General features: G+C 72.5%; 21 protein-coding genes. 5 read left to right on the top strand and 16 right to left on the bottom strand.

The window, feature by feature from the left end:
• Positions 1-84 precede the first annotated feature (84 nt).
• Together AC0666_RS06150 and AC0666_RS06145 are read left to right on the top strand one after the other, a co-directional pair.
• Positions 85-900, top strand: coding sequence for a LytR/AlgR family response regulator transcription factor (locus AC0666_RS06150; protein WP_468970975.1), 816 nt, complete (start codon positions 85-87; stop codon positions 898-900).
• 185 nt (positions 901-1085) lie between these two features.
• Positions 1086-1361: a hypothetical protein gene (locus AC0666_RS06145; protein WP_356850910.1), complete on the top strand. Its 276-nt coding sequence runs from the start codon at positions 1086-1088 to the stop codon at positions 1359-1361.
• Positions 1362-1388: 27 nt separating this feature from the next.
• Here AC0666_RS06145 and AC0666_RS06140 read toward each other — a convergent pair whose 3' ends face one another.
• Positions 1389-2147 carry an LppU/SCO3897 family protein gene (locus AC0666_RS06140; RefSeq protein ID WP_478707169.1) on the bottom strand — a complete coding sequence of 253 codons (759 nt, stop codon included), beginning with the start codon at positions 2145-2147 and terminating at the stop codon, positions 1389-1391.
• A 133-nt stretch (positions 2148-2280) separates the two neighbouring features.
• On the opposite strand from AC0666_RS06140, the gene AC0666_RS06135 reads away from it, so the two are divergent.
• A complete protein-coding gene (locus AC0666_RS06135) occupies positions 2281-4068 on the top strand; it encodes a sodium/solute symporter (protein WP_478707168.1) in 1788 nt (595 codons plus the stop codon).
• Complete coding sequence (locus AC0666_RS06130) at positions 4065-5300, top strand: sensor histidine kinase (protein WP_468970966.1); 1236 nt, start codon at positions 4065-4067, stop codon at positions 5298-5300. Before AC0666_RS06135 ends, AC0666_RS06130 begins: the two co-directional genes overlap by 4 nt.
• Before the next feature lie 685 nt (positions 5301-5985).
• Here the strand turns inward: AC0666_RS06130 and AC0666_RS06125 are convergent.
• Positions 5986-7428: a GuaB1 family IMP dehydrogenase-related protein gene (locus AC0666_RS06125; protein ID WP_468970963.1), complete on the bottom strand. Its 1443-nt coding sequence runs from the start codon at positions 7426-7428 to the stop codon at positions 5986-5988.
• Positions 7429-7620: 192 nt separating this feature from the next.
• Here AC0666_RS06125 and AC0666_RS06120 point away from each other — a divergent pair, with 192 nt between their 5' ends.
• Positions 7621-7986 carry a cupin domain-containing protein gene (locus tag AC0666_RS06120; RefSeq protein ID WP_468583615.1) on the top strand — a complete coding sequence of 122 codons (366 nt, stop codon included), beginning with the start codon at positions 7621-7623 and terminating at the stop codon, positions 7984-7986.
• A 133-nt stretch (positions 7987-8119) separates the two neighbouring features.
• Here the strand turns inward: AC0666_RS06120 and AC0666_RS06115 are convergent, their stop codons facing one another.
• From AC0666_RS06115 to AC0666_RS06050, 14 genes are all read right to left on the bottom strand, one after another.
• Positions 8120-9418 (bottom strand): IS701 family transposase, encoded by a 1299-nt coding sequence (locus AC0666_RS06115; RefSeq protein WP_468970960.1) that lies wholly within the window; start codon positions 9416-9418, stop codon positions 8120-8122.
• Between the two features lie 71 nt (positions 9419-9489).
• Entirely contained in the window at positions 9490-10137 is a 648-nt protein-coding gene (locus AC0666_RS06110) for a TMEM175 family protein (RefSeq protein WP_361722571.1), read from the bottom strand.
• A gap of 83 nt (positions 10138-10220) precedes the next feature.
• On the bottom strand, positions 10221-10562 hold the full coding sequence (locus AC0666_RS06105) for a nuclear transport factor 2 family protein (RefSeq protein WP_361722568.1): 342 nt from the start codon (positions 10560-10562) through the stop codon (positions 10221-10223).
• A gap of 11 nt (positions 10563-10573) precedes the next feature.
• On the bottom strand, positions 10574-12073 hold the full coding sequence (locus AC0666_RS06100) for an ATP-binding protein (protein ID WP_478707167.1): 1500 nt from the start codon (positions 12071-12073) through the stop codon (positions 10574-10576).
• Positions 12070-13329: an MFS transporter gene (locus AC0666_RS06095; protein WP_478707166.1), complete on the bottom strand. Its 1260-nt coding sequence runs from the start codon at positions 13327-13329 to the stop codon at positions 12070-12072. The genes AC0666_RS06100 and AC0666_RS06095 overlap by 4 nt, the downstream gene beginning before the upstream one ends.
• Before the next feature lie 34 nt (positions 13330-13363).
• On the bottom strand, positions 13364-14203 hold the full coding sequence (locus tag AC0666_RS06090; RefSeq protein WP_478707165.1) for an FAD binding domain-containing protein: 840 nt from the start codon (positions 14201-14203) through the stop codon (positions 13364-13366).
• Positions 14200-16605, bottom strand: a complete 2406-nt coding sequence (locus tag AC0666_RS06085; RefSeq protein WP_478707164.1) for a xanthine dehydrogenase family protein molybdopterin-binding subunit — start codon at positions 16603-16605, stop codon at positions 14200-14202. Before AC0666_RS06085 ends, AC0666_RS06090 begins: the two co-directional genes overlap by 4 nt.
• Positions 16606-16608: 3 nt before the next feature.
• Positions 16609-17175, bottom strand: a complete 567-nt coding sequence (locus AC0666_RS06080) for a (2Fe-2S)-binding protein (protein ID WP_468583625.1) — start codon at positions 17173-17175, stop codon at positions 16609-16611.
• Positions 17160-17774 (bottom strand): NADPH-dependent F420 reductase, encoded by a 615-nt coding sequence (locus AC0666_RS06075; RefSeq protein WP_478707163.1) that lies wholly within the window; start codon positions 17772-17774, stop codon positions 17160-17162. The genes AC0666_RS06080 and AC0666_RS06075 overlap by 16 nt, the downstream gene beginning before the upstream one ends.
• Before the next feature lie 26 nt (positions 17775-17800).
• On the bottom strand, positions 17801-19285 hold the full coding sequence (locus AC0666_RS06070) for an aldehyde dehydrogenase family protein (protein ID WP_468583628.1): 1485 nt from the start codon (positions 19283-19285) through the stop codon (positions 17801-17803).
• Between the two features lie 35 nt (positions 19286-19320).
• The gene (locus AC0666_RS06065) at positions 19321-20061 is read right to left on the bottom strand and encodes a type 1 glutamine amidotransferase domain-containing protein (RefSeq protein WP_468970937.1); all 741 of its coding nucleotides are present in this window, start codon (positions 20059-20061) and stop codon (positions 19321-19323) included.
• A gap of 70 nt (positions 20062-20131) precedes the next feature.
• Complete coding sequence (locus AC0666_RS06060; protein WP_468970934.1) at positions 20132-20875, bottom strand: MinD/ParA family ATP-binding protein; 744 nt, start codon at positions 20873-20875, stop codon at positions 20132-20134.
• Complete coding sequence (locus AC0666_RS06055; RefSeq protein WP_468970931.1) at positions 20875-22137, bottom strand: PP2C family protein-serine/threonine phosphatase; 1263 nt, start codon at positions 22135-22137, stop codon at positions 20875-20877. Before AC0666_RS06055 ends, AC0666_RS06060 begins: the two co-directional genes overlap by 1 nt.
• Positions 22119-22595: an ATP-binding protein gene (locus AC0666_RS06050; RefSeq protein ID WP_469155393.1), complete on the bottom strand. Its 477-nt coding sequence runs from the start codon at positions 22593-22595 to the stop codon at positions 22119-22121. Before AC0666_RS06050 ends, AC0666_RS06055 begins: the two co-directional genes overlap by 19 nt.

Here is a 22595-nt window from a genome sequence, read left to right as displayed (position 1 = left end):
GCCGCGCGGCCCCCTGCCCCCTCCCCCCGGCAGGCGGGCCGCGCACCGTTTCCCCGCGGGCCGGTCGTCCCTAGACTCCCTCGCATGCTGCGCGTACTGGCCGTCGACGACGAGAAGCCGCTCCTTGAGGAACTCCTCTACCTGCTGCGCTCCGATCCCCGGGTGCTCAGCGCGGAGGGCGCCTCGGACGCCACGGAGGCCCTGCGCCGCATCACCCGGGCCCTGGAGACCGGCCCGGACGGCCCCGACGGCATCGACGTGGTCTTCCTCGACATCCACATGGCCGGACTGACCGGCCTGGACATCGCCCGGCTGCTGGCGGGCTTCGCGCGGCCGCCGCTGATCGTGTTCGTCACGGCCCACGAGGGTTTCGCCGTGCAGGCCTTCGACCTCAAGGCCGTGGACTACGTACTCAAACCGGTCCGCCCCGAACGGCTGGCGGAGGCCGTCCGACGGTCCTGCGCCCAGCTCGGGCGGGCCGCCGAAGAGCCGCCGGAGCCCGCCGGCCCCGCCGTCCCGGTGCAGCGGCGGCCCGCCGCGCCGGAGGTGGCCGTGGCCGAGCGGGCGCCGGACCAGATCGCCGTGGAGCTGGGCGGGGTCACCCGCTTCGTGGCGATCGCCGACATCGCGTACGTCGAGGCCCAGGGGGACTACGCCCGGCTGCACACCGACGAGGGCAGCCACCTGGTCCGCATCCCGCTGTCCACGCTGGAGGAGCGCTGGGCGGCACACGGGTTCGTCCGGATCCACCGCCGCCACCTGGTGGCGCTGAGCCGGATCGACGAGCTCCGCCTCGACGCCGGCACCACGAGCGTCCGGGTGGGCTCGGCAGAACTCCAGGTCAGCCGCCGCCACGCACGGCAGCTGCGGGAACTGCTGATGCGCCAGGCCACCGGCTGACGGGATCCGCCCACCGTCGGCCGGCCGGATCCGCCGACCGTCCGGCGTGCGCAGGCGCCGTTCGTCGCGCGGCACGGGGCGTACGGCGATCCGCCGGTGCCGCCGGTCGCAGGAGCTCCCGGGGGGACCCGCGGTGGCCGCGGGCCGCGCCTATCGTGGAGCGGCAGGGGCGGGAGGAACACGAGATGGCTGAGATCCAGGCGCTGCTCGACGCGCTGGCCGCGTTGCCCCGGAGCCGGCCGGCCGGTCCCGCCGAGGCCGAGGCGCTGCTCGCCCGGCTGCGCAGTGCGGCCGCGCGCTGGGCCGAGGTCCTGTACGAGGCGAACGAGGGCGCCCGGCGGCAGCTGCCGCCCCGGGCGGAGGCGGCGCTGACGCTGGCGTTCCGGCGGGCCGAGGACTCGTACGTGGAGCTGGAGATCGCCCTCAGGGACTGCGCGGAGCACCGCGACCCGGCCCGGTGAAGCGCCGCCCGGAGGGGCGGGCGCTCCTCAGCGGGCGTAGGAGCCCAGGCCGACCAGGCAGTAGACGTACTCGTTGAGCGTGATCCCGCCCCGGGTGTAGCGGTACGAGAAGGCGTACTGCGTCTTGGGGTTGTCCTCGCAGCGGTTGAGGTCGGAGGTCAACGGAATGCTCTCGATCACCCGGTAGTGCGCGTCGTCCGCCGAGCAGGAGACCTCGCGTACTCCGGTGACGCGCTGCGCGGTCGTCGAGTCGGGCAGCTGTCCGTTGAGGCAGGTGCCCCGGTCGAAGGGGCTGGGAGCGGCTTCGGACGGGGTGGCGGGGGCCTCGGTCGCGGGGTCGGTCGCCGTGTCGGTCGCCGTGTCGGCGGGGGTGCCGGCCGGGGCCGGGGCCGGGGCGGGCGACCAGGAACCGGTCGAGGTGCTGGGCGTCGGGGTGGCGGTGGCCCGGTCGTTCTCCTCGTCCCCGCTGTTGAACAGCACCAGACCGACGATCACCGCCGCGGCGACGCCGAGCACCAGCAGGCACCCCTTGGCGCCGGAGGCCCCCGGGGTGGCGGGCCGCGCCGTGCCCGCGCTCGGGGACACCCGTATGCGCAGCAGGACGTCCGTGTCGCCGACGCGGGTGCGGACGAGGTCGCCGTCCCGGGCAGGCGGGATGCGCAGGTGGGAGGTGCCGGTGGACAGGGGCAGGGCGATGACCACTCCGGAGGCGGCCTGCTGGGGGGTGAGCGTGAGGGGGATCTCCTGCGAGGACACCGGCTGCTCCAGGGGGGGTGGCGCGGACACGGCCTGACGGACCCTCACGAGTGTGCCGCGTGCACGCAGGGTGACGCAGGGGTTCCGCCGGATCACGCCTGTTGCCGGCCCGCGGGCGCGCTTAGACTCCGGTACCTCCCCCTCCCTGCCGAAGGACCTGCCGGTGAACCAGACGTACGCGCTGACCGCGGTCACCGTCGTCGTCCTGGTCACGGTGCTGGTGGGGGCGCTGGGGCTGCGGATCTCGCGGACCACCTCCGACTTCTACGTCGCCTCCCGCACCGTCGGCCCGCGCCTCAACGCGGCGGCGATCAGCGGGGAGTACCTGTCCGCCGCCTCCTTCCTGGGGGTGGCCGGGCTGGTGCTGCTCCAGGGACCCGGGATGCTCTGGTACCCGGTCGGGTACACCGCCGGGTACCTGGTGCTGCTGGCTCTGGTCGCCGCTCCGCTGCGGCGCTCGGGCGCGTACACGCTGCCCGATTTCGCCGAGGCCCGCCTGGAGTCGCAGGCGGTGCGCCGGATCGCGGTGCTGTTCGTGGTCGGGGTCGGCTGGCTGTACCTGCTCCCGCAGTTGCAGGGCGCGGGGCTGACGCTGGAGATCCTGACCGGGGCACCGCACTGGGCCGGCGGGGTGGTCGTCGCCTTCGTGGTGACCGCGGCCGTGGCGGCCGGTGGCATGCGGAGCATCACCTTCGTGCAGGCCTTCCAGTACTGGCTGAAGCTCAGCGCCCTGCTGGTGCCGGCCTTCTTCCTGTTGGCGGCCTGGGCCGGCGACGGCGCGCCGCGCGCCTCCTTCGACGCCCCGGCGGTGTTCCGCGAGCACACCGCCGTCACCCTCGCCGAGGACGTACGGCTGTCACTGGACGCACCGCTGACCCTGACGGTGACCGGCCAGGTGGACGGGTGGACCTACGCGGGGGCGCCGGTGCGGCTGGAGGCCGGGCAGCACCTCGTACGGGCCCGCGCGCGGCTGGAGTTCGACCCTGCCACCCGGGTGCCCGAGACCCGGCCGGCGGCCGCGCCGGGGGTGTCCAGCTGGTCCGAGCCGCTGGACGGGAACCGCCCGGCGCTCGGGCTGTACGCGACGTACGGGCTGGTTCTGGCCACCTTCCTCGGCACGATGGGCCTGCCTCATGTCGCGGTGCGCTTCTACACGAGCCCGAACGGTCCGGCCGCGCGGCGCACCACGCTGGTGGTGCTCGGCCTGCTCGGCTTCTTCTACCTGCTGCCCCCGGTGTACGGGGTGCTCGGGCGGACGTACACGCCGGAGCTCGCCCTGACCGGGGACGCGGACGCCGCGGTGCTCGTGCTGCCCGAGCGGATGCTGGGCGGGGTGCTCGGCGAGCTGCTGGGGGCGCTGCTGGCCGGGGGCGCGTTCGCCGCGTTCCTCTCGACGGCCTCGGGCCTGACCATGGCGGTGGCGGGGGTGCTGCACCAGGACGTGCTGCCGACGCGCGGGCTGCGGACGTTCCGGTTCGCCGTGCTGGTGGCGATGCTGGTGCCGCTGGCCGGGAGCATGGCGCTGACGGATGTGCCGGTGGCGGACGCGGTGGGGCTGGCCTTCGCGGTGTCGGCCTCCTCGTTCTGCCCGCTGCTGGTGCTGGGCATCTGGTGGCGGGGGCTGACCCCGCCGGGCGCGGTGGCCGGGCTGGTCGCGGGCGGCGGGGCGGCGCTGGGCGCGGTGCTGGCGACCCGGGCCGGGCTGGCCCCGGCGGGGTGGGTGCACACGCTGCTGGCGTGGCCCGCGGCCTGGTCGGTGCCGCTGGGGTTCCTGACGATGGCGCTGGTGTCGCTGGCCACCCGGTCGCGGATACCCGCGGGGACCGCGGCGACGCTGGCGCGGCTGCATCTGCCGGAGACGCTGCGGCTGCGGGAGACCGGCGGCGGGGCCCGAGGTGCGGGCGGGGCCCGAGGTGCGGGCGGGGCCCGGGGTGCGGGCGGCGCTCCATGAGCGGAGCAGTGCTCGCGGTGCTGGCGGTGGCGGGTGCGGTCCTGCTGCTGGGCCTGGGCTGGGCGGGCGGCCGGTGGCAGGCCCGGCGTGGCGAACGGGCGACCGGGCTGGACCTGGGGACCCCGGTGGAGCGCGCCACCTTCCACACCCTGCACACCGCTTCGCTGGCCGCTCCCCCGCTGCGCGCCGGCCTCACCGAGGACGCCGCCCGCAAGGCCGCCAGGCGGCTGCGCTCCCTGCTGGGCACCGAGGCCCTGTGCCTCACCGACCGGCAGTCGGTGCTGGCCTGGGACGGGCCCGGTGCCGACCACCACCAGCGGCGGGCAATGGCCCGGGTCGCCGTCATGCTGGACTCGGGACGCAGCCAGAGCGTTCGGACCGAGTGCCACCGTCCCGACTGCCCGCTGAAGTGGGCGGTGGTGGCCCCGCTCACCGGCGAGGACGGAGTGCTGGGCGCGCTGGTCGCCTACGGCTCGCGGGAGTCGGCCGTGCTGGTGCGGGCCGCCACGGAGGTGGCCCGCTGGGTATCCGTTCAGCTGGAGCTGTCCGAGCTGGACCGCTCGCGGACCCGGCTGATGGAGGCGGAGATCAAGGCGTTGCGGGCGCAGATCTCCCCGCACTTCATCTTCAACTCCCTCGCCGCGATCGCCTCCTTCGTACGCACTGATCCGGAACGGGCGCGCGATCTGCTGCTGGAGTTCGCCGACTTCACCCGCTACTCCTTCCGGCGGCACGGCGACTTCACCACCCTGGCCGAGGAGTTGCGCTCCATCGAGCAGTACCTCGCCCTGGCCGGGGCGCGCTTCGGGGACCGGCTGAAGGTGACCCTGCAGGTGGCTCCCGAGGTGCTGCCGGTGGCGCTGCCGTTCCTGTGCCTCCAGCCGCTGGTCGAGAACGCCGTCAAGCACGGGCTGGAGGACTCCACCGAGGAGTGCCGGATCACCATCGCCGCCCGGGACGCGGGCGCGGAGGCGGTCATCACCGTCGAGGACAACGGGGTCGGGATGGACCCGGACCTGCTGCGCCGGATCCTGGCCGGGGAGCGCGCCGGATCCTCCTCCGGGATAGGGCTGACGAACGTCGACGAGCGGATCCGGCAGGTGTACGGGGACGTGTACGGCCCGGTGATCGAGACCGGGGTCGGGGCAGGCCTCAAGGTCACCCTGCGGATCCCCAAGTACCGCGCGGGCGTGCACAGCGCACCTCTGGGCGACGAGCCGCCCGGGCACTGAACGCCGCGGTCCGTGCGAGCCGGGACCGTGCGCGCGGCGCAGCGGAACGGGTTGCCGTGCTGCGAGAGGCACAGGTCTGCGGCCGAGCCCGGCGGTGCGTCGGCGGCGGCCGCTGCCCCGGCGGCCCGGGGTGGAGCTGCTGTGCGCGGAGCCGGGGGCGGGTCGTGGGGGCGTGCGGTCCGACCGGAGTCGGCCGAGCTGCTGCACGGGGCGGCCCCGCTTCCGGGATCGGCGCTGCGGGCAGGGCCCCGTACGGAGGACTGCCCGGGCCGCTCGTACGGCCGGGCTCGGTCCCGCGCGGACCGCCGAACAGCTGCCGGCCGCGGTGCGCCGGTCGGCCTGGGCGGCCTGGGCTCTGACCGGGGCCGGCGGCCGGATACGCCGCCGGGCGCCCCCGGCCTATGGCGGGGCGCGGTGGTGGCGCCGACGATCCAGACGCGGCCCGCTCGCCGGGGGGACGGAGGAGGCGTGGGCACAGGGGCAGCCTTTCCCGGAAGACGAGCGTGACGGACCGGACACGAAGAGTTGTGCGACCGTGCGACCTCATCCCGCCGCGGGCGGCGCCGACCGGTCGAACGGCACGCCGCCACGGTCCACCGCGCCGGGTACGCCCGTGGCCCCCGGCCGTCCGCAGGGGACGTCCGGGGGCCACGGGGAGGAGACGGAGACCCGCTCCGGAGGGGGACTAGCTCCAGCTGGCGTGCAGCGGCTTGCCCTCGGCGTAGCCGGCGGCCGACTGGACGCCGACCACGGCCTTCTCCTCGAACTCCGCGAGGGAGCCCGCACCGGCGTAGGTGCAGGAGGAGCGCACACCGGCGATGATCGAGTCGATCAGGTCCTCGACGCCGGGGCGCGCCGGGTCCAGGAACATCCGCGAGGTGGAGATGCCCTCCTCGAAGAGTCCCTTGCGGGCCCGGTCGTACGCGGACTCCTCCGAGGTGCGGTTCTGCACGGCGCGCGCGGACGCCATGCCGAAGGACTCCTTGTAGAACCGGCCGTCGGCGGACTGCTGGAGGTCGCCCGGCGACTCGTAGGTCCCGGCGAACCAGGAGCCGATCATCACGTTCGACGCGCCGGCGGCCAGTGCCATCGCCACGTCGCGCGGGTGGCGGACGCCGCCGTCGGCCCACACGTGCTTGCCGTACTTCTTGGCCTCGGCGGCGCACTCCAGCACCGCGGAGAACTGCGGGCGGCCCACGCCGGTCATCATGCGGGTGGTGCACATGGCGCCCGGGCCCACACCGACCTTGATGATGTCGGCGCCGGCGTCGATCAGGTCCTTGACGCCCTCGGCGGCGACGATGTTGCCGGCGACGATCGGGACCTGCGGGTCCAGCGCGCGGACGGCCTTGATCGCGTTGATCATCGATTCCTGGTGGCCGTGGGCCGTGTCGATGACGAGCGTGTCCACGCCCGCGTCGAGCAGCTGCTTGGCCTTGCCCACGAAGTCGCCGTTGATGCCGACGGCGGCCGCGATGCGCAGCTTGCCCCCGGCATCGGTGGCCGGGGTGTAGAGGGTCGCGCGCAGCGCGCCCTTGCGGGTCAGGATGCCGACGAGCTTGCCGTCCTTGTCGACGGCCGGGGCCAGCTTGCGGTGGCCGGCGTCGAGCTTGTTGAAGGCCTCGCGCGGGTCGATGTCGGCGTCGATGAGCAGGAGCTCCTTCGACATGACCTCGGAGAGCTGGGTGAAGCGGTCCACGCCGGTCAGGTCGTGGTCGGTGACGACGCCGACCGGGCGGCCCTCGGCGTCGACGACGACACCGGCGCCGTGGGCCCGCTTGGGCAGCAGGGACAGTGCGTCGGCGACGGTCTGGGTGGGCGCCAGCGTGATCGGGGTGTCGAGCACGAGGTGGCGGGTCTTCACCCAGGAGATGACGTCGGTGACGACCTCGATCGGGATGTCCTGCGGGATGACCACGATGCCGCCGCGGCGGGCGACGGTCTCGGCCATCCGGCGTCCCGCGATGGCGGTCATGTTCGCCACGACGAGCGGAATGGTGGTGCCGGTGCCGTCGGGCGAGGAGAGGTCGACGCCCTGGCGGGAACCCACCGCGGAGCGGCTCGGCACCATGAACACATCGTCGTACGTCAGGTCGTACGGCGGCTTCTGGTCATTGAGGAAACGCACGTGCAGAACTTCCCAGTCGATCGGAGTGCCTCGGACAGGGCAGCCGAGGAAACGCACGTACTTCATTCTCCCATGGCCCGGCATCAATGCCGCCCCGGCTGATCGTCCAGGACATACCGGGCCCGGTGGTCGGTTCCTACGGACGGGCGGAAGGTGGAAGGACAGGAGTGACAGATCGACGGTGGAGGCACCATGCGGGCAACGACGCGGAGCGAGACGCCCGTCGCCCTTGAGGGCGGCGGCCTGGAAATCCGGCTCAAGGAGATCGGCGGGGACCTCACCGTCGGGTTCTTCCGCCTCCCCGAGGGTGCGGACCTCACCGAGGCGCTCAAGGGTCTGCCGGGCGACATGTGCCAGTGCCCGCACTGGGGCTATCTGCTCAAGGGCCGGCTGCTGATGCGGTCCGCGGACGGGGAGAGCGTGTACGAGGAGGGTCAGGCCTTCTACTGGGGCCCGGGGCACGTTCCGGTGGCGCTCCTCGACACCGAGTACGTCGACTTCTCCCCGACCGAGGAGCTACGCAAGGTGCTCGACCACGTGAGGGGTGCGTCCGGGTGAGGGGCGCGCACGGGTGAAGGGTGCGCACGGGTGGTGAAGGGTGCGCACGGGTGAGGGGCGCGTCCGGCTGGGTCCGCGCCCCCCTCGCGGCGGCGCCGCGGCCGGTCGGCCGGCCGGCCGCTCCGCCGGCTGCTCAGCGGATGTACTCGCGTCTGGGGCTCTGCCCGGGGATCAGCGGGCGCGGCGGCAGCCTCGGCGGGGTGGCCGGGCGGGTCATGGGTGCTGTCGCGGTGGCGGCGGGACGGGCGGGGCCGGGATAGCCCTCGGGGATCCGGCCGCGGGCGGTCAGCAGCATCGACGCGTGGGCGACGCTCGCGAGCGTGGCGTGGTGGTGCCAGCCACGGAAGGAGCGGCCCTCGAAATCACGGATGCCTACGGGTTCACAGGTCTCGGTGAAGTCGAGGGACACCCGGTCGGTGAGTTTGGCCAGCAGGAACAGCTGGGCGAGGGGCCGGTCGCCGATGTTGGTGATCCAGAACTCGGAGGGCAGCAGGGCCGCTTCGGTCCAGGCGCCCATGAGCAGCAGCGGGGTGGCCGGTACGGGGGCGGGCCGGTCCTCGCTGGGGGTGGCGAGGATGGCGGCCGAGGTCAGCAGGGTCACCGCTCCTTCGGCGCGGCCGTGCCGGGTCCATTCGACGACCCGGCGCTGGGAGCGCAGCGAGTCGATCAGTTCGCGGGCGGGGGCGACGTGCGGGCCGGGCCGCTGCCGGCCCGCTCCGCCGAAGGCGACGGGCAGCGAGCCGTCGACCTTGAAGACGAAGGGGATGTCCTGGAAGGCGAAGGACTCGACGCTCTGCGCGATGTCGGTGTTGGCCACCTCCATGACCACCGGACGGCGCTGGAGCTGCCAGGAGGCGGCCATGCGCTGGACGGCGTGCACGGCGTCCTGGACGGGGGTCAGCGAGCGGGCGGTGTCGGGGATGCCGGCCCGTCGGCGGCGCAGCAGTTCGCTGGTCCACGGCCCGGGCAGGGTGAGGGTCCATTCGACGGGGAAGCTGGCCTCGCTGGAGGCGAGCCAGATCCCGCTGGACTGCTGGCAGTTGGCGGTTCGGCCGAGCTGGGGGACGAACTGGCGGCCGACGCCGACGGAGCGGTCGCCCGCCTTCTCGATGACCATGGGCTGGACGACCCAGGCCAGCGGGCGCTGGGCGGTGCGTTCGAGGTACTGGGCGAGCGAGCGGCGGACGGGCGTCCAGTCCCACGGCGACTTGCTGATGAACTGCTGGAGACTCTGCTCGACGGAGCTGGCACCCGTTCCGGCGATGTTACGGATCGTTTTCTTCCCGTTGGTCCTCACCAGGCCGTTGAGATATACGCGGGCCCAGTTTCGCTGGTCCCGCCTGGGTAAGGACTCGAAGAAGAGAGAGATCAGCATGTCGATCAATTCGGAGATTTCCTTTGTGGATTCCTCCGGCAGAACTACGCGCGCCATCTGGGCCTCCCCCGCGACCACTAGATCCAATACCCTACTTGACCGCACGAAACGGCCGTAGGGCCCCGCAACTACTTCCTGAGGTCGCTCGCAGTTTCGAGCCGCTCTTCTTCCACCACGAGGGGGATCGGGATCTGGTTCGCCGCATAGTAGAGAGCGATCAGGAAGTGCGCGACGAGCGTGAGGGGCGCGGAGAAGAAGGACAGGACGACCGTCAGCGGGTAGGCCACGGCGCCCAGGCCGAAGCGCACCCGGGTGGCCCGGGCACCCTCCCGGTCCACCCGTTCGTGGAACAGGTGGCCGACCCGGGTGACGTACCACCAGAAGGCCAGGAACGCCAAGGCGTACAAGACGGTGATGGAGCTGTAGAGGACGGCCGCGGCGTTGGCGGAGCCGCCCTCCTCCACGAGGTGCTCGGCGAGCACGGTGGTGGTGTACGGAATCACGGAAACCACCATCAGCACCAGGAGATTCAGGAACAACAGCGGACGGTCCACCCGCTTGAGGTGACTGAAGATGGTGTGGTGGTTCACCCACATCACACCGATGATGAGGAAACTGACCACGTATGCCGCGTAGTGCGGCCACTGTTCCCGGACCCCGTGCCAGAAGTCCGATCCCGTTTCCTCCGGAACCTTCAGTTCCAGGACGAGAATCGTGATGACGATGGCGAATACACCGTCACTGAATGCCTCGATCCGCCCGGTTTCGCGTTCCATGACCTCCCCTTCGGATTCCACGTGCACGAGCAGGGAGGGCGCTGCCTCCGCCCTCCCCGCACACGCTACCCAGATATTCTTGATCAGCTGCCGAACCCGGCGGTCTGGCGCCAGATCCGGCCATCGCGGACCACAAGTGTCCCGAACGCGTGCTCCGGTTCACCGTTCAGATTCATGATCGCCCGGTAGAAGATCGTGTCCTCGGTCTCGATGTACTCCTGGAGCTCCACCAGGGTCGGCTTCAGCGTCAGGTAGCCGGTGAAGGTCTCGCGGACGGCGTCGATCCCGACCGAGGCCCCCTCGAAGCGCAGGAGCACCGCGTCGTCGGTGTAGTTCTTCATCACCGCCTCGATGTCCAGGGCGGCCAGCGCCTCCATCTGGCGGACGAAGACCGGGTGCAGCGTGGAGATGTCGTACGTGGCCATCTGACTCCCTCTCAACGGGTGCTGGTGGGTGGGGCGGGTGGTTCGGCGCAGGCGGCGGCCGCGGAGAGCGGCAGCCGCACCACCATCCGGGTCTCCCCGGGACGCGAGCGGGCCGTGATCGACCCGTGGTGGCGCTGGGTCACGATGCGGTAGCTGAGGTGCAGCCCGAGGCCCGTGCCCTTCCCGACGTCCTTGGTGGTGTAGAACGGCTCGAAGATCCGCGGCAGGGACTCCTCGGGGATGCCCCGGCCCGTGTCGGTGATCTCCACGACCAGGCAGGCCCCCTCGGCGCGGACCCGCAGGGTGAGCGTGCCGGCGCCCTCCATGGCCTCGGCGGCGTTGTCGACCAGGTTGGTCCACACCTGGTTCAACTCGCCCGGATAGCCTGTCAGTTCGGGCAGGCCGGGCTCGTACGCACGCACGATGGTGATGCCGGAGAGCTTGGCACGCAGCACGACCAGCGTGTTCTCCAGCCCGTCGGTCACCGGGAAGCGCTGTTCGGGGGCGCGGTCGAGATTGGCGTAATCCCGGGTGGCGGCGACCAGTTGGGAGATCCTGGGGCCGGCCGCGCGCAGCTCCGCCGCCAGCGAGCGGACCTCCAGCAGGGCCGCCAGGTGGTCCAGGGCGGCGGCCAGGGCCGGTTGGCCGATCCCTTCCAGCCGCTGCAGCAGCCAGCCCAGCTCCAGCCCGAGGTCCGAGATCCCCGAGCCGAGCAGTCCGGGCCGTTCGGTGCCGGCCTCCTCGGCCCAGTCGGTGATCTCCTCCTCGGCGTCGGCCTGGGCCAGCGGGTCGGTGGTCGCCGGCGGTGGCAGCTTGTCCAGCTCCTCGCTCAGCCGGTCGAGTACGGAGCGCTCCGCGCCCGTCGCGGCGGCCCCCCAGGCGTGGGCGGTCCGGGTGAGCCGGTCCAGGGCGGGCGCCAGCTCCTGCGCCGCCCGGGCGACGGCCGCCGCAGGGTTGTTGAGCTCGTGGGCCAGTCCTGCCGCGAGGGTGCCGAGCGCCTCGACGGTGGCCCGCTTGCGGGCCTGGACCTCGGAGGACTTGATCCGCCAGGCCAGCACCGGGATCAGCACCGCCGCCACCCCGTGGCAGCGGGTGAGCATCTCGAAGAACACCGGCTTGGGATAGGCCACGACGGTGGTCGACGGGCCACTGGCCGCGGCGGTGGCCACGTAGGCCCCGTCCGTCAGCAGGGGCAGCTCGCCGGTGAACCGGTGCGCGGCGGAGGGCTTGCCGTCGTGGTCCTCGGCGGCCGCGCTCTCCTCCTCGGTGGAGTGCCGGGTGAGCACCTCCTCCCGCCCGTCCACGACCTTGGTGACCACCAGCCCGCCCGAGAGCAGGACGTGGAAGCCGGTGGCCTCCTCGCCGTCGCGGAAGAGGACCTCCCCGTCGGCGAGCACCCGGGGCTCGGAGACGGAGACCAGCCAGTCGAGCTGCTCCTCGGTGAGCCCGGCGAAGATCTCCAGACCGCGCAGCGCCGACCGCAGGTCGAGGCCCGCATCCCCAGCGTTCATGCCGTACTCCCTTCGGACCGGGTGCGGGCGGCCAGCCGCAGCGTGGCCAGCAGGGCCAGCGCGCACACGGCGGCGACGGCGGCCATGAAGCCGACCGAGGTGCGGTGCAGCCCGTGGATGTTGGTGAGCATTCCGGCGAGCACCGCCGGCACGCTCATGGCGAGGTACGCGAAGACGTAGACCGCGGCGGTCAGTTCGCCCCGGTGCGCCGGCTCGGCGAGCGCGCTCAGCGCCCGGAAGGCGCCGAGGAAGGCCGCGCCCCAGCCGCTGCCGAGGACGGCGGTGCCCGCCAGGAACACCGCGGCCGAGCCCAGGCCCAGGGCGAGCAGCACCAGCCCGAGCCCGGCCAGCAGCCCGCACAGCCCGAGGACGGCGGTGCGCAGCGCCTCGGTGCGGCCCAGCAGCAGCTGGGCGGCGGTGGCGGCGCCCGCGAGCAGGGCGACGGTGGCCCCGCCGACCAGGTAGTTGGTGCTCCGGAGCAGGGACAGGGCCAGGTGCGGTCCGAGCGAGAGGTAGAAGCCGCCGACGGACCAGACGGCCACGATGGTCAGGACGAGGACGGTGAACCGGCCGCGGACGGCGGTCGGCACGCTGATCCGGTGGACGGCGATCCTCATCCGCCGGCGGCCCTCCGAGGCGCCGACGGGAGCGCTCTCCGGCATCCGCACCACCCCCACCAGTGCGGCCGAGAAGGCCGCGACCAGCAGCAGGTAGCTGAGCACGGTCGGGGCGGGCGCGTACTGGACGAGCAGCCCGGCTCCGATCCCGCCCAGCCCGATCCCCACGGTGGGGCCCGCGCTGTTGACCTGGGCGCCCAGCGCGGGCCGGGAACGGGGCGCCAGTTCGAGCAGGGCGGCGCCCATCGCCCCGGTGGCGAGGCCCACCGCGAGCCCCTGCACGGCGCGGGCGGCGAGCAGCAGCCCGAGCCCCTCGGCCCCGGCGAACAGCCCCATGGAGACGATCGCCAGGACCAGCCCGGCACCGAGTACGGGGCGCCGGCCCAGGGTGTCCGACAGGGAGCCGAACAGCAGGAGCCCGAGGAGCACGGTGACGGCGTACAGGGCGAAGACGACCGTGATCGTGCCGGAGGACAGGCCCCATCTCTGCTGGTAGAGCACGTAGAGGGCGGACGGTACGGAGGAGGAGAGCATCAGCAGGACGAGGACCGCCCCCACCACCCGGAAGCCGGAGCCTCTGGGCGCGGCGGCCGGCCGGGCGGCCGGGTGCGGCGGAACCCCCGTGGTCGTCCTGGACATGTCGGCCACTGCGTCAACTCCCCCTTGTGGGCGGTCAGGCGAGGGCCTGGTCTGCCCTCTGCAGCGCGCGGGCGGTCAGCACCCCCGCGAGATGGCCGAGGTACTCGGCCGAGGTGCCGCGCCCCGGGACGAACAGCTCCCGGGGCTCGGCGCGGAAGGCCGCGAGCACGGCTTCCGTCGTGTACGGGCCGCCGCGCAGCCGGTCTTCGACGCCGCGCAGCCGCAGCGCGCGGGCGGTGGCCCCGGTGACCGCGATGCGCGGCCCGCCGGGGGTGATCCGTACGGCGGCTGCGCACACCGGGTAGCGGGTGGCCCGGTCGGCGGTCTTCTCGAAGGCGGCGGCCCGTCCCGCGGCCGGCACCAGCAGGGCGGTGATCACGGCCCGGGCGGGCACCCCGGTGGCGGCGAGGTCCTCGGCGGTGACGGTGGAGCGCCCGCCGAGAGCGGCCAGTTCGACCAGGGCGTCGGCGGCGACGGCCGCCACGGGCAGGTCGGTGGCGCGGCCCGCGGCGGCCAGGTTGCCGCCGGCGGTGCCGAGGTTGCGGACCTGGGGGTCGCCGTTGGCCCGGGCCGCCGCGGCCAGTTCCGGGGCCTCGGCCCGCACCAGCGGGTCGTCGGCGAGTTCGGCGAGAGTGGTGAGGGCGCCGATCCGGAGCCCGTCGGGGGTCCGCTCGATCCCCCGCAGCTCCTCCAGGTGGCGTACGTCGACCAGCAGCCGCGTCCCCTCCGCGTCGAGGGCGGTCTCCCCGGTGCGCAGGCCGGGCAGCAGGCTCTGGCCGCCGGCGAGCACCCGGGCGCCGCGGGTGGCGGACAGCAGGGTCAGGGCCTCTTCGAGGGTGAAGGGCCGGGCGTAGTCGAAGTCGGTGAGGATCACTGGGCTTCTCCTCGCAGGCGGCGCCAGACCTTCTCGGGGGTGAGTGGCATGTCGATGTGCTGGACGCCCAGCTCGGAGAGGGCGTCGACGACCGCGTTGACGACGGCCGCGGCGGGCGGCACGGTGGCGATCTCGCCGGCGCCCTTGGCGCCCAGCGGGTTGTGCGGGCTGGGTGTGACGGTCTTGTCGAGCGCGAAGAACGGCACGTCGGCGGCGCGCGGCAGGGCGTACCGGGTCAGGTCGCGGGTGACGAGCAGGCCCTGCTCGTCGTACTCGGCGGCCTCCAGCAGTGCCTGGCCGAGGCCGTGCACGATGCTGCCCTCGATCTGGCCGAGGACGATCTTCGGGTTGCCGATGTTCCCGGCGTCGTCGACGGCCGTGTAGGCCACCACCTCGATCTCACCGGTGAGTTCGTCGACCTCGACGACGGCGACGTGGCTGCCGAAGGGGTAGTTGAAGTCCGGCGGGTCGAAGTGGGTGGTCTCGTCGAGGGCGGGCTCGATCTCGGGGGGCAGCCCCCAGCCGTACCACATGGCCATCGCCAGCTCGGCGAAGGTCTTGGCGTTCTCCTCGTTGCCCTCCTCGTGGATCTTGCCCCGGGCGTAGACGACCTTGTCTTCCGGGATGCCGAGGAAGACCGCGCCGGCCCTGACCAGCTTGTCCTTGATCTTGCGGGCGGTGAGGGCGATCGCGGGTGCGGCCATGCTGTACGAGCGCGAGCCGTAGGTGCCCTGCCCGTACGGGGCCTTCTGCGTGTCGCCCTCCAGGACCTGCACCTGCGCCGGGTCGATGCCGAGCTCGTCGGCGGCGACCTGGGCGAAGACGGTCCCGTGGCTCTGGCCGGTGGAGGCGGAGCCGACGGTGACGGTGACCTCGCCGGTGGGGTGGACGCGGATGTTCGCGCTCTCCCAGGTGCCGCCGAGCATGCCCTCCTGGGACATCCGGGTGGAGGGGCCGACGCCGCAGATGGCGACGTAGGTGGCCAGGCCCACGCCGAGGCGCTTGCCGCGGGTGCGGGCCTCGGCCTTGCGGGCGGGCATGTCGGCGTAGCCGGACAGCTCCAGCGCCCGGTCGAAGTTCAGCTGGTAGTCCCCGGAGTCGTAGGTCCAGCCGAGGCCGTTGTCGTACGGGAACTTCTCTTTCGGCACCAGGTTCTTGCGCCGTACGGCCGCCGGGTCCATACCGATCTCGGAGGCGTACCGGTCGACGAGGCGCTCCATCAGGAAGGCGGCCTCGGCGCGCCCGCTGCCGCGCTGGGCCCCCAGGGAGACGGTGTTGGTGAAGGCGGCGTAGACCTCGCAGAAGGCGGCGGGGATGTCGTACATGCCGGTGATGGAGCGTCCCATCAGGGCGGTGGCGACACCGGGGCCGATGGTGGAGGGGTAGGCGCCGAGGTTGGCGTAGCTGGTGGCGCGCACGGCGGTGATCCGGCCGTCGCGGGTGCCGGCGAGGGTGACGTGCTGGCGGTGGTCTCGGCCCTGGACGGTGGAGTTCATCAGGCCGGTGCGGGTGTCCACCCATTTGACGGGGCGGCCGAGCGCCTTGGAGAGCAGCAGGACCAGGGCCATGTCGGGATAGAGGTAGCCCTTGGTGCCGAAGCTGCCGCCGACGGTCGGGGCGATGACGCGCAGTTTGTTGAAGGGGATGCCGAGGACCAGGGCGGAGAGCAGGAAGCGGTGGTTGTGCGGGCCCTGGGTGGAGGCGTAGAGCGTGTATTCGCCGGTGGCGGCGTCGTAGTCGCCGACCGCGCCGCGCGGCTCGATGGGGCTGTTGATGGTCCGCTGGTTGACGAGGTCCAGCTCCACCGTGACCTCGGCCTCGGCGATGGCCGCGTCGGTGCGGTCCTTGTCGCCGCAGGTCCAGTACGCGTTGAGGTTGCCGGGCACGGCCTCGTGCAGCTGGGGCGCCCCTTCGGCGAGGGCCTCGTCGGCCCGGGTGACCACGGGCAGCGGCTCGTACTCGACGACGATGGCGGCCAGCGCGGCGGCGGCCTGGCGCGGGGTCTCGGCCACGACCACGGCGATCGGGTCGCCGACGTGGCGGACGGTGTCACCGGTGAGGACCGGGCGGGCGCCGGGAAGTCCGTAGGGGTGCGGCGGGAAGTGGCTCTCGACACCGCCGGGTATCCAGATGCAGGGCAGCGGCATGACGTCGGTGAAGTCGGCGGCGGTGGCCACCTTCAGGACGCCCGGCAGCTGCTGCGCGGCCTTGGTCTCGATGGAGAGGATCTTCGCGTGGGCCACCGGGCTGCCGAGGATGGCCATGTGGGCGGTGCCCGGCAGGTCGATGTCGGCGACGTACTTCGCCTCGCCGCGCAGCAGCTGCGGGTCCTCGCGGCTGTCCAGCGGCTGTCCGAGCACCCCGGATCCGGGGAGGGCGCTCTCCCCCGTCACTGCGGTCATGGCTCAGCCCTCCTGACCGGACGCGGCGGAGGCTGCGGACGCGGTGGACCCGGCGCTGACGGCGTCGGCTCCGGCGGCCTCGGCCCGGGCGGCGGAGCAGGCGCGCTGCACACCGCGGACCACGCTGTGGTAGCCGGTGCAGCGGCACAGGTTGCCGGTGAGCCATTCGCGGATCTCGGGCTCGGTGGGGGCCTCGCCGCCGGCGGCGTTCTTGATGAGCGCGGTCTCGACGAGCTCGCCGAGGGCCATCACCATGCCGGGGGTGCAGAAGCCGCACTGGGTGCCGTGCTCCTGGCGCAGGGCCTCCTGGAGTCCGGTGAGTTCACCGCCGGGGGTGGTGATGCCCTCGATGGTGGTCACCTCGGAGCCGGCGGCCGTCGCGGTGAGGACCAGGCAGCTCTTGACGGACCGGCCGTCGAGCCGGACGACGCAGGATCCGCACTGGCCGGTGTCGCAGCCGACCTTGGTGCCGGTCAGCCCGAGGCCGTCGCGGAGCCGTTCCACGAGCAGTTCGTTCGGCTGGGCCGAGAACTGCTCGGGTCTTCCGTTCACGTTCAGTGAGAGATCCATGCCAGCGCCTGCGCTTCCGTGAGCGGCCGGTTGAAGAGGGGCCCGCCGGGCTGCTGGAGAATTCCTCCGGAGTGCAGCGAGCCGGTGTCGACGGGCGCGAATCCCAGATCCGTGATGATTCCCGCGACGATTTCCTTCGCCTTTTCGTCGTCGCCCGCAGTGAAATGGGCCAGACGTTCGCCGCGTGCGGTGCCGGCAATGGCGAGGGTCTCGTAATGCATGGTGTTCAGGGATTTCACGACCCGGGCGCCGGGATACCACTCGGCGACCAGTTCGCTGGAACTCCGGCCGCCGAGATCGGCGGGGGTGCCGGCGCCGCTGAACGCGTTGGTCGCGTCCACCATCACCGTGTCCCGTACCGCGTCCGCGGGGAGGAGCCCGCGGACGCTCGCGAAGGGCACCATCAGCACCAGGAGTTCGGCCCGGTCGGCGACCTCGGCGGGGTGCGCCGCCGAGGCCGCCGGGCCCAGCTCGGCCAGCAGCGGACCGAGGGACTCGGGGCCGCGGGCGTTGGCCAATAAGACCTCGTGCTCCGCGGCCACCAGGATCCGTGCCAGGGTGGATCCGATCCGCCCGGTGCCGATGACGCCTGTCCGCATTGCCGCTCCTTGTCGGGTCGGGTGGGTCAGTCCATGCCGATCCAGACCGACTTGGTCTGGGTGTAGCTTTCGAGGGATTCCGGCCCGCATTCGCGGCCGTAGCCGGAGGCCTTGTAGCCGCCGTAGGGCACCGAGGGGTCGTACTGGTTGTAGCAGTTCACCCAGACCGTCCCGGCCTTGATCTGCGAGGCGACCCGGTGGGCCCGGCGCAGGTCCTTGGTGTGGACGCCGGCCGCCAGTCCGTACGCGCTGTCGTTGGCGATGCGGATGGCGTCCTCTTCGGTGTCGAAGGGGATGATCGACAGCACCGGGCCGAAGATCTCCTCCTGGGCGATGCGCATGCTGTTGTCGACCCCGGTGAAGACGGTCGGCAGGAAGTACAGGCCCTGACTGGAGGCATCCTCGGGGGTCCAGCCGGTGCCGCCGGTCCGCAGGACGGCGCCTTCCTTCTCGCCGATCTCGATGTACGAGCTGACCTTCTCGAACTGCCCGCGGTGGGCGAGCGGCCCGAAGAGGGTGGCCGGGTCCCTCGGGTCCCCCGGCTTGAGGGCGGCGGCCCGCCGGACCAGGCGCTCGACCAACTCGTCGTGGACGGGGCGCTGCAGCAGCAGCCGGGAGCCGGCCGTGCAGATCTCGCCCTTGTTGTAGTAGATGCCGAAGAAGGCGAGTTCCTCGGCGGCGTCCAGGTCGGCGTCGGCGAAGACGATGTTGGCGGACTTGCCGCCCAGTTCCATCGTCACCTTCTTCAAGGTGCCGGCCGATTTGCGGATGATCGACTGGCCGACCGCGGTGGAGCCGGTGAAGGCGATCTTGTCGATGCCCGGGTGGTCGGTGAGGGTCTCGCCCAGTTCCACCCCAGGACCGGTGATCACGTTCAGCACCCCGTCGGGGATCTCCGCCTCCTGGAAGAGCTCGGCGATCTTCAGTGCCGTGAGCGGGGTCGCCGGGGAGGGCTTGTGGACGACCGTGTTGCCCGCCGCGAGGGCCGGTGCGATCTTCGTCATCGACAGCAGCAGCGGGAAGTTGAACGGGGTGATGGCACAGACCACGCCCAGCGGTTCGCGCAGGGTGTAGGCGAGCTGGCCGCCGGCCGGGGCCCGCGAGGAGCCGTCGACCCGGGTCACGGCGCCGGCGTAGTAGTGCATGAGCTGCGCGGCCATGGGGGCGTCGACCGTGCTGGAGAAGGCGAACGGCTTGCCCATGTCCACCGTCTCCAGCAGGGCGATCTCCTCCAGGTCGCGCTCGATGAGCTCACCGACCCGGTTCAGCCTCAGCGCGCGTTCCTGGGCGGACAGTCTGCTCCAGGGACCTTCCTCGTACGCCGCGCGGGCCGCCGCCACGGCCGCGTCCGCGTCGGCCGCGGTGGCCTGGGCCACCGGCACGATCTCCTGTCCGTCCACGGGGCTGATGTCCGGCTCGGTACGGCCGTCCTGGGCCGAGACCCATGTGCCGCCGATGAACAGCTTCCCGGGGTTGGCCAAGGGCTGGTCGCTGAGCGCGCGCTTGGTCATGGCTGCCTTCCGGTGTCGGTGTGCGGGGCGTGGTACTAGCCCTTCGCGAGCTGCCGTAAGAACGTCTCGGCGAGGGCCTTGGAGGAGTACGGGTTCTGACCGGTGGTGAGCTTGCGGTCCACGACGACGTGCGAGTCCCAGATCGCCTCGGCCTTCTCGTAGCGGGCGCCGAGCCGGGTGAGCTCGGCCTCCAGGATCAGCGGGAGGCGGCCGGCCATGTTGGTGACCAGCTCCTCGCTGTGCGAGAAGGCCGTCATCCGGTAGCCCTCGAAGGGCCAGCGGCCCTCGCCGTCGCGCAGCGCGAGCAGCGCGGTGTGACCGTGGCAGACGGTGGCCAGCGGCTTGTCCTGGGCGAGGGCCCAGCGCAGGATCTGGGCGAGCTCGTCGGACTTGGGCAGGTCGCCGATCGCGCCGTGGCCGCCGCTGACGTAGATGCCGTCGTAGTCGGCTATGTCCTTCTCGTCCAGGGACTCCAAGGAGATCGGGTTCTTGAGCTGGGGGATGCTCTCGATGACTCTGACGTACTCGGCGGCGTTGGCGGCGTCCTCGTCCGGCGAGCCCTCGGGACGGACCCACCGCAGGAATGCGGGGTCGATGCTGGTCCGGTCGACCGTCGGGGCCTCGCCCCCGATCGTCGCCACGTCCACGGTGTGGCCTGCTGCCGTGAAGAGGGTGTAGGGAACGACGAATTCCTCGGCCCAGAATCCCGAGGGGTGCTGCTCGCCGTCCAGCAGATGGAGCGTGGACTTGGCCGTCATGACGACGAGAATCTTCATGACTGTTCTCCTTGTTCTTGAATCGCTGCCGATTCAACACGCCGCCCGCGAGGGGCGTAAGGGGGGAGCGTCAGGCGCGCGATACTTCGTCACGTGCGTCCAACGCCGTGATGATGGTGCGGAATTCACCGACCAGGGGGTGGTCGGGATGGGCTTCGGCGAATATGCGTTCACCGTAGAGGGCGGCCATTTCCGGCACATAGGGAAGTATTCCGGCCAGGGGGGCGCCATAGACTTCCTGTGCGCGCCGGTGGGCCTGCGTGGGGTCGACGCCCTCGGGAGCCATGCTCATGACCAGAGCCCGCCGACAGGCCAGCCGCCCGGCGAGGGCGATGGTCTCCTCGACCCCCGAGAGATCGATCCGGTCCGCCCGCGCCAGGATCATCAGCACGTCGGCGCTCGCCATGGCGGTCACCGACTCGTTGTTCAGCCCGGCGTGGGTGTCGAGCAGCAGCACGTCCAGGGCGTAGTACTCGGCCAGCCGGTCGAAGCCCTCCGGCAGCAGCCCGACGTCGTATCCGCTGGTCATGATCTCGCGCAGGGCCGCCGTCCCGGTCCGGGCCGGCACCACGTACAGCCCTTGCACGCCGACCTGCTGGGCCGCGGCCTCGATCTCGCAGCGCCCCAGCAGGTAGTCGGCCAGGGAGGGGCCCGGGCCGAGCCGGAACAGCAGGTCCAGGGTGGGCGACTGGATGTCGGTGTCGACCACCCCCACCCGGCGCCCCTCGCCCGCGATGAGCAGGGCCAGGTTCGCCAGCACCGAGGACTTTCCGGTGCCGCCGCGGTGCGAGTGCACCACGATGGTCCGGGCCATCAGGCCACCGCCGTACGGGCGGCCGCGGTCCGGTCTCCGTGCGGCCCCCGCGCCGCACGTGGCCGGTGCAGGGCCAGCATGGTGACGTCGTCGTGCTGTTCGGCTGTGCCGGTGTGCTCGCGTACGGCCGTGTCCATCCGGTCGACCACCTCCCTGCCGCTCGCCGGGGGGCCGGCGAGCAGCTCCAGCATCCGTTCGTCACCGAGGAAGGTGCCGTTGGGGCAGCGGGCCTCGGGCACTCCGTCGGTGAACACGAAGAGGGTGTCTCCCGGGTTCAGCTGTGCGTAGCCGAGCGTGTACACGCAGTCGGGCAGCACCCCGACGGCCGGCCCGGTCACGTCCAGCGGAACCGGCTCGCCGCCGTCGGCGCGCAGCAGCAGCGGCGGGTTGTGGCCGCCGTTGATGTACACGAGGCTTCCGGTCTGCGGGTCCAGCACCCCGAAGAACAGGGTGGCGAAGTACCCCTGCCTCAGGTGGTTGCGGGTGAGGTACCCGTTGGTGGCGGTGACCGCGTTGAGCAGCGGTGTGGCGCCGACGACGGGAACCCGCCGGCTGCCCGCCCGGCCGACGGCCACCAGGTGCTGCAGTCCGCTGTTCTCGGCGGTGTGCCGCAGCAGCGAGCGGATCAGCGCCATGAACAGTGCGGCGCCGACCCCCTTGTCGCAGACGTCGGCGACGACGAAGGCGAGCCGGCGGCCGCGGGAGATCTCGAAGACGTCGTAGAAGTCCCCGGCGACCTGCCGGGCGGGCCGGAAGCGGACGTCGATCTCCCAGCCCTCGGGGACCGGCATCGATTCGGGCAGGAACCCGGCCTGGATCTCCCGGCCGATCTCCAACTCCTTCTCGTATCCCATCAGTTCGGCGCGGGCGTCGGCTTCGCGCAGGGTGCGTCCGAGTCCGGCCCGCTCCGAGCAGCTGTGCAGCCGGGCCCCGACCAGGGCGGGCAGGAAGGGCGGTACGAGGTAGTCGTGGCCAAGGCGCACGTGCTCCTCCAGGGCCGCGAACCCGGTCGCCGTCCAGACGACCACGATGGGCGCCCCGGCCCAGCGGCGCAGCCGGCGTACGGCCAGCCGTACAGATTCCCCGTCGCACTCGGCGGGCGCGAGCAGCACGTCCGCGACGGGCAGCCCGTCCATCGGGCCGGCCAGCAGCTCCGGCAGGGTGCGGGCGACGAGTTCGGCGTCCATCGTCCGCAGGGCGTCGAGCAGTTCGAGCGGGGGCGGCGGGTACTCGTCGAGGATGATCACGGTCGTGGAGGGCATGGGTCCGTCCCCTCAGCCTTCACAGTCAGCATGCTGATGTTGCGGCCGTCCCTGCGTACGTAGCTGAATTCGTCCACGCTGGTCAGCGCCAGGTGGATGCCGAGTCCACCGATCCGGCGCCGCTCGGGGGGAACCCCGGGGGCGGGCGGCAGGCAGCCCTCGACCGGGTCGAAGGCGGGTGCGGAGTCCACCAGGGTGATCTGCACCCGGCCCGGACCGGAGCGGCCGCGGACGGTGATCCGCCCGTCGCCGCCCCGGTACCCGTGCATCACGATGTTGGTGGCCAGTTCGTCCACGGCCAGCCGGATCCGGTACGCGGCCCGCTTGTCCAGGTCCGCCCGGCCGGCCAGCCGCAGGACGAACGCGGCGATCGCGCCCAGGGCCCCCATCGTCGCGGGCACCTCCAGCTCTGCGGGCGTCCTCGCCAGTTCGACCGTGTCACGCACGGAGTCGGCCAT

It is taken from the genome of Streptomyces sp. NPDC043680 (genome assembly GCF_056436685.1).
The sequence above is the reverse complement of the archived record's forward strand: the minus strand, read 5'-3'. Positions and strand labels throughout refer to the sequence as shown.

What these genes read in the sequence shown, in the direction of transcription:
- AC0666_RS06150 (WP_468970975.1), top strand. Translation starts at nt 85, where the DNA reads ATGCTGCGCGTACTGGCCGTCGACGACGAGAAGCCGCTCCTTGAGGAA.
- AC0666_RS06145 (WP_356850910.1), top strand. Translation starts at nt 1,086, where the DNA reads ATGGCTGAGATCCAGGCGCTGCTCGACGCGCTGGCCGCGTTGCCCCGG.
- AC0666_RS06130 (WP_468970966.1), top strand. Translation starts at nt 4,065, where the DNA reads ATGAGCGGAGCAGTGCTCGCGGTGCTGGCGGTGGCGGGTGCGGTCCTG.
- AC0666_RS06120 (WP_468583615.1), top strand. Translation starts at nt 7,621, where the DNA reads ATGCGGGCAACGACGCGGAGCGAGACGCCCGTCGCCCTTGAGGGCGGC.
- AC0666_RS06115 (WP_468970960.1), bottom strand. Translation starts at nt 9,418, where the DNA reads ATGGCGCGCGTAGTTCTGCCGGAGGAATCCACAAAGGAAATCTCCGAA.
- AC0666_RS06110 (WP_361722571.1), bottom strand. Translation starts at nt 10,137, where the DNA reads ATGGAACGCGAAACCGGGCGGATCGAGGCATTCAGTGACGGTGTATTC.
- AC0666_RS06105 (WP_361722568.1), bottom strand. Translation starts at nt 10,562, where the DNA reads ATGGCCACGTACGACATCTCCACGCTGCACCCGGTCTTCGTCCGCCAG.
- AC0666_RS06100 (WP_478707167.1), bottom strand. Translation starts at nt 12,073, where the DNA reads ATGAACGCTGGGGATGCGGGCCTCGACCTGCGGTCGGCGCTGCGCGGT.
- AC0666_RS06095 (WP_478707166.1), bottom strand. Translation starts at nt 13,329, where the DNA reads ATGTCCAGGACGACCACGGGGGTTCCGCCGCACCCGGCCGCCCGGCCG.
- AC0666_RS06085 (WP_478707164.1), bottom strand. Translation starts at nt 16,605, where the DNA reads ATGACCGCAGTGACGGGGGAGAGCGCCCTCCCCGGATCCGGGGTGCTC.
- AC0666_RS06080 (WP_468583625.1), bottom strand. Translation starts at nt 17,175, where the DNA reads ATGGATCTCTCACTGAACGTGAACGGAAGACCCGAGCAGTTCTCGGCC.
- AC0666_RS06075 (WP_478707163.1), bottom strand. Translation starts at nt 17,774, where the DNA reads ATGCGGACAGGCGTCATCGGCACCGGGCGGATCGGATCCACCCTGGCA.
- AC0666_RS06070 (WP_468583628.1), bottom strand. Translation starts at nt 19,285, where the DNA reads ATGACCAAGCGCGCGCTCAGCGACCAGCCCTTGGCCAACCCCGGGAAG.
- AC0666_RS06065 (WP_468970937.1), bottom strand. Translation starts at nt 20,061, where the DNA reads ATGAAGATTCTCGTCGTCATGACGGCCAAGTCCACGCTCCATCTGCTG.
- AC0666_RS06060 (WP_468970934.1), bottom strand. Translation starts at nt 20,875, where the DNA reads ATGGCCCGGACCATCGTGGTGCACTCGCACCGCGGCGGCACCGGAAAG.
- AC0666_RS06055 (WP_468970931.1), bottom strand. Translation starts at nt 22,137, where the DNA reads ATGCCCTCCACGACCGTGATCATCCTCGACGAGTACCCGCCGCCCCCG.
- AC0666_RS06050 (WP_469155393.1), bottom strand. Translation starts at nt 22,595, where the DNA reads ATGGCCGACTCCGTGCGTGACACGGTCGAACTGGCGAGGACGCCCGCA.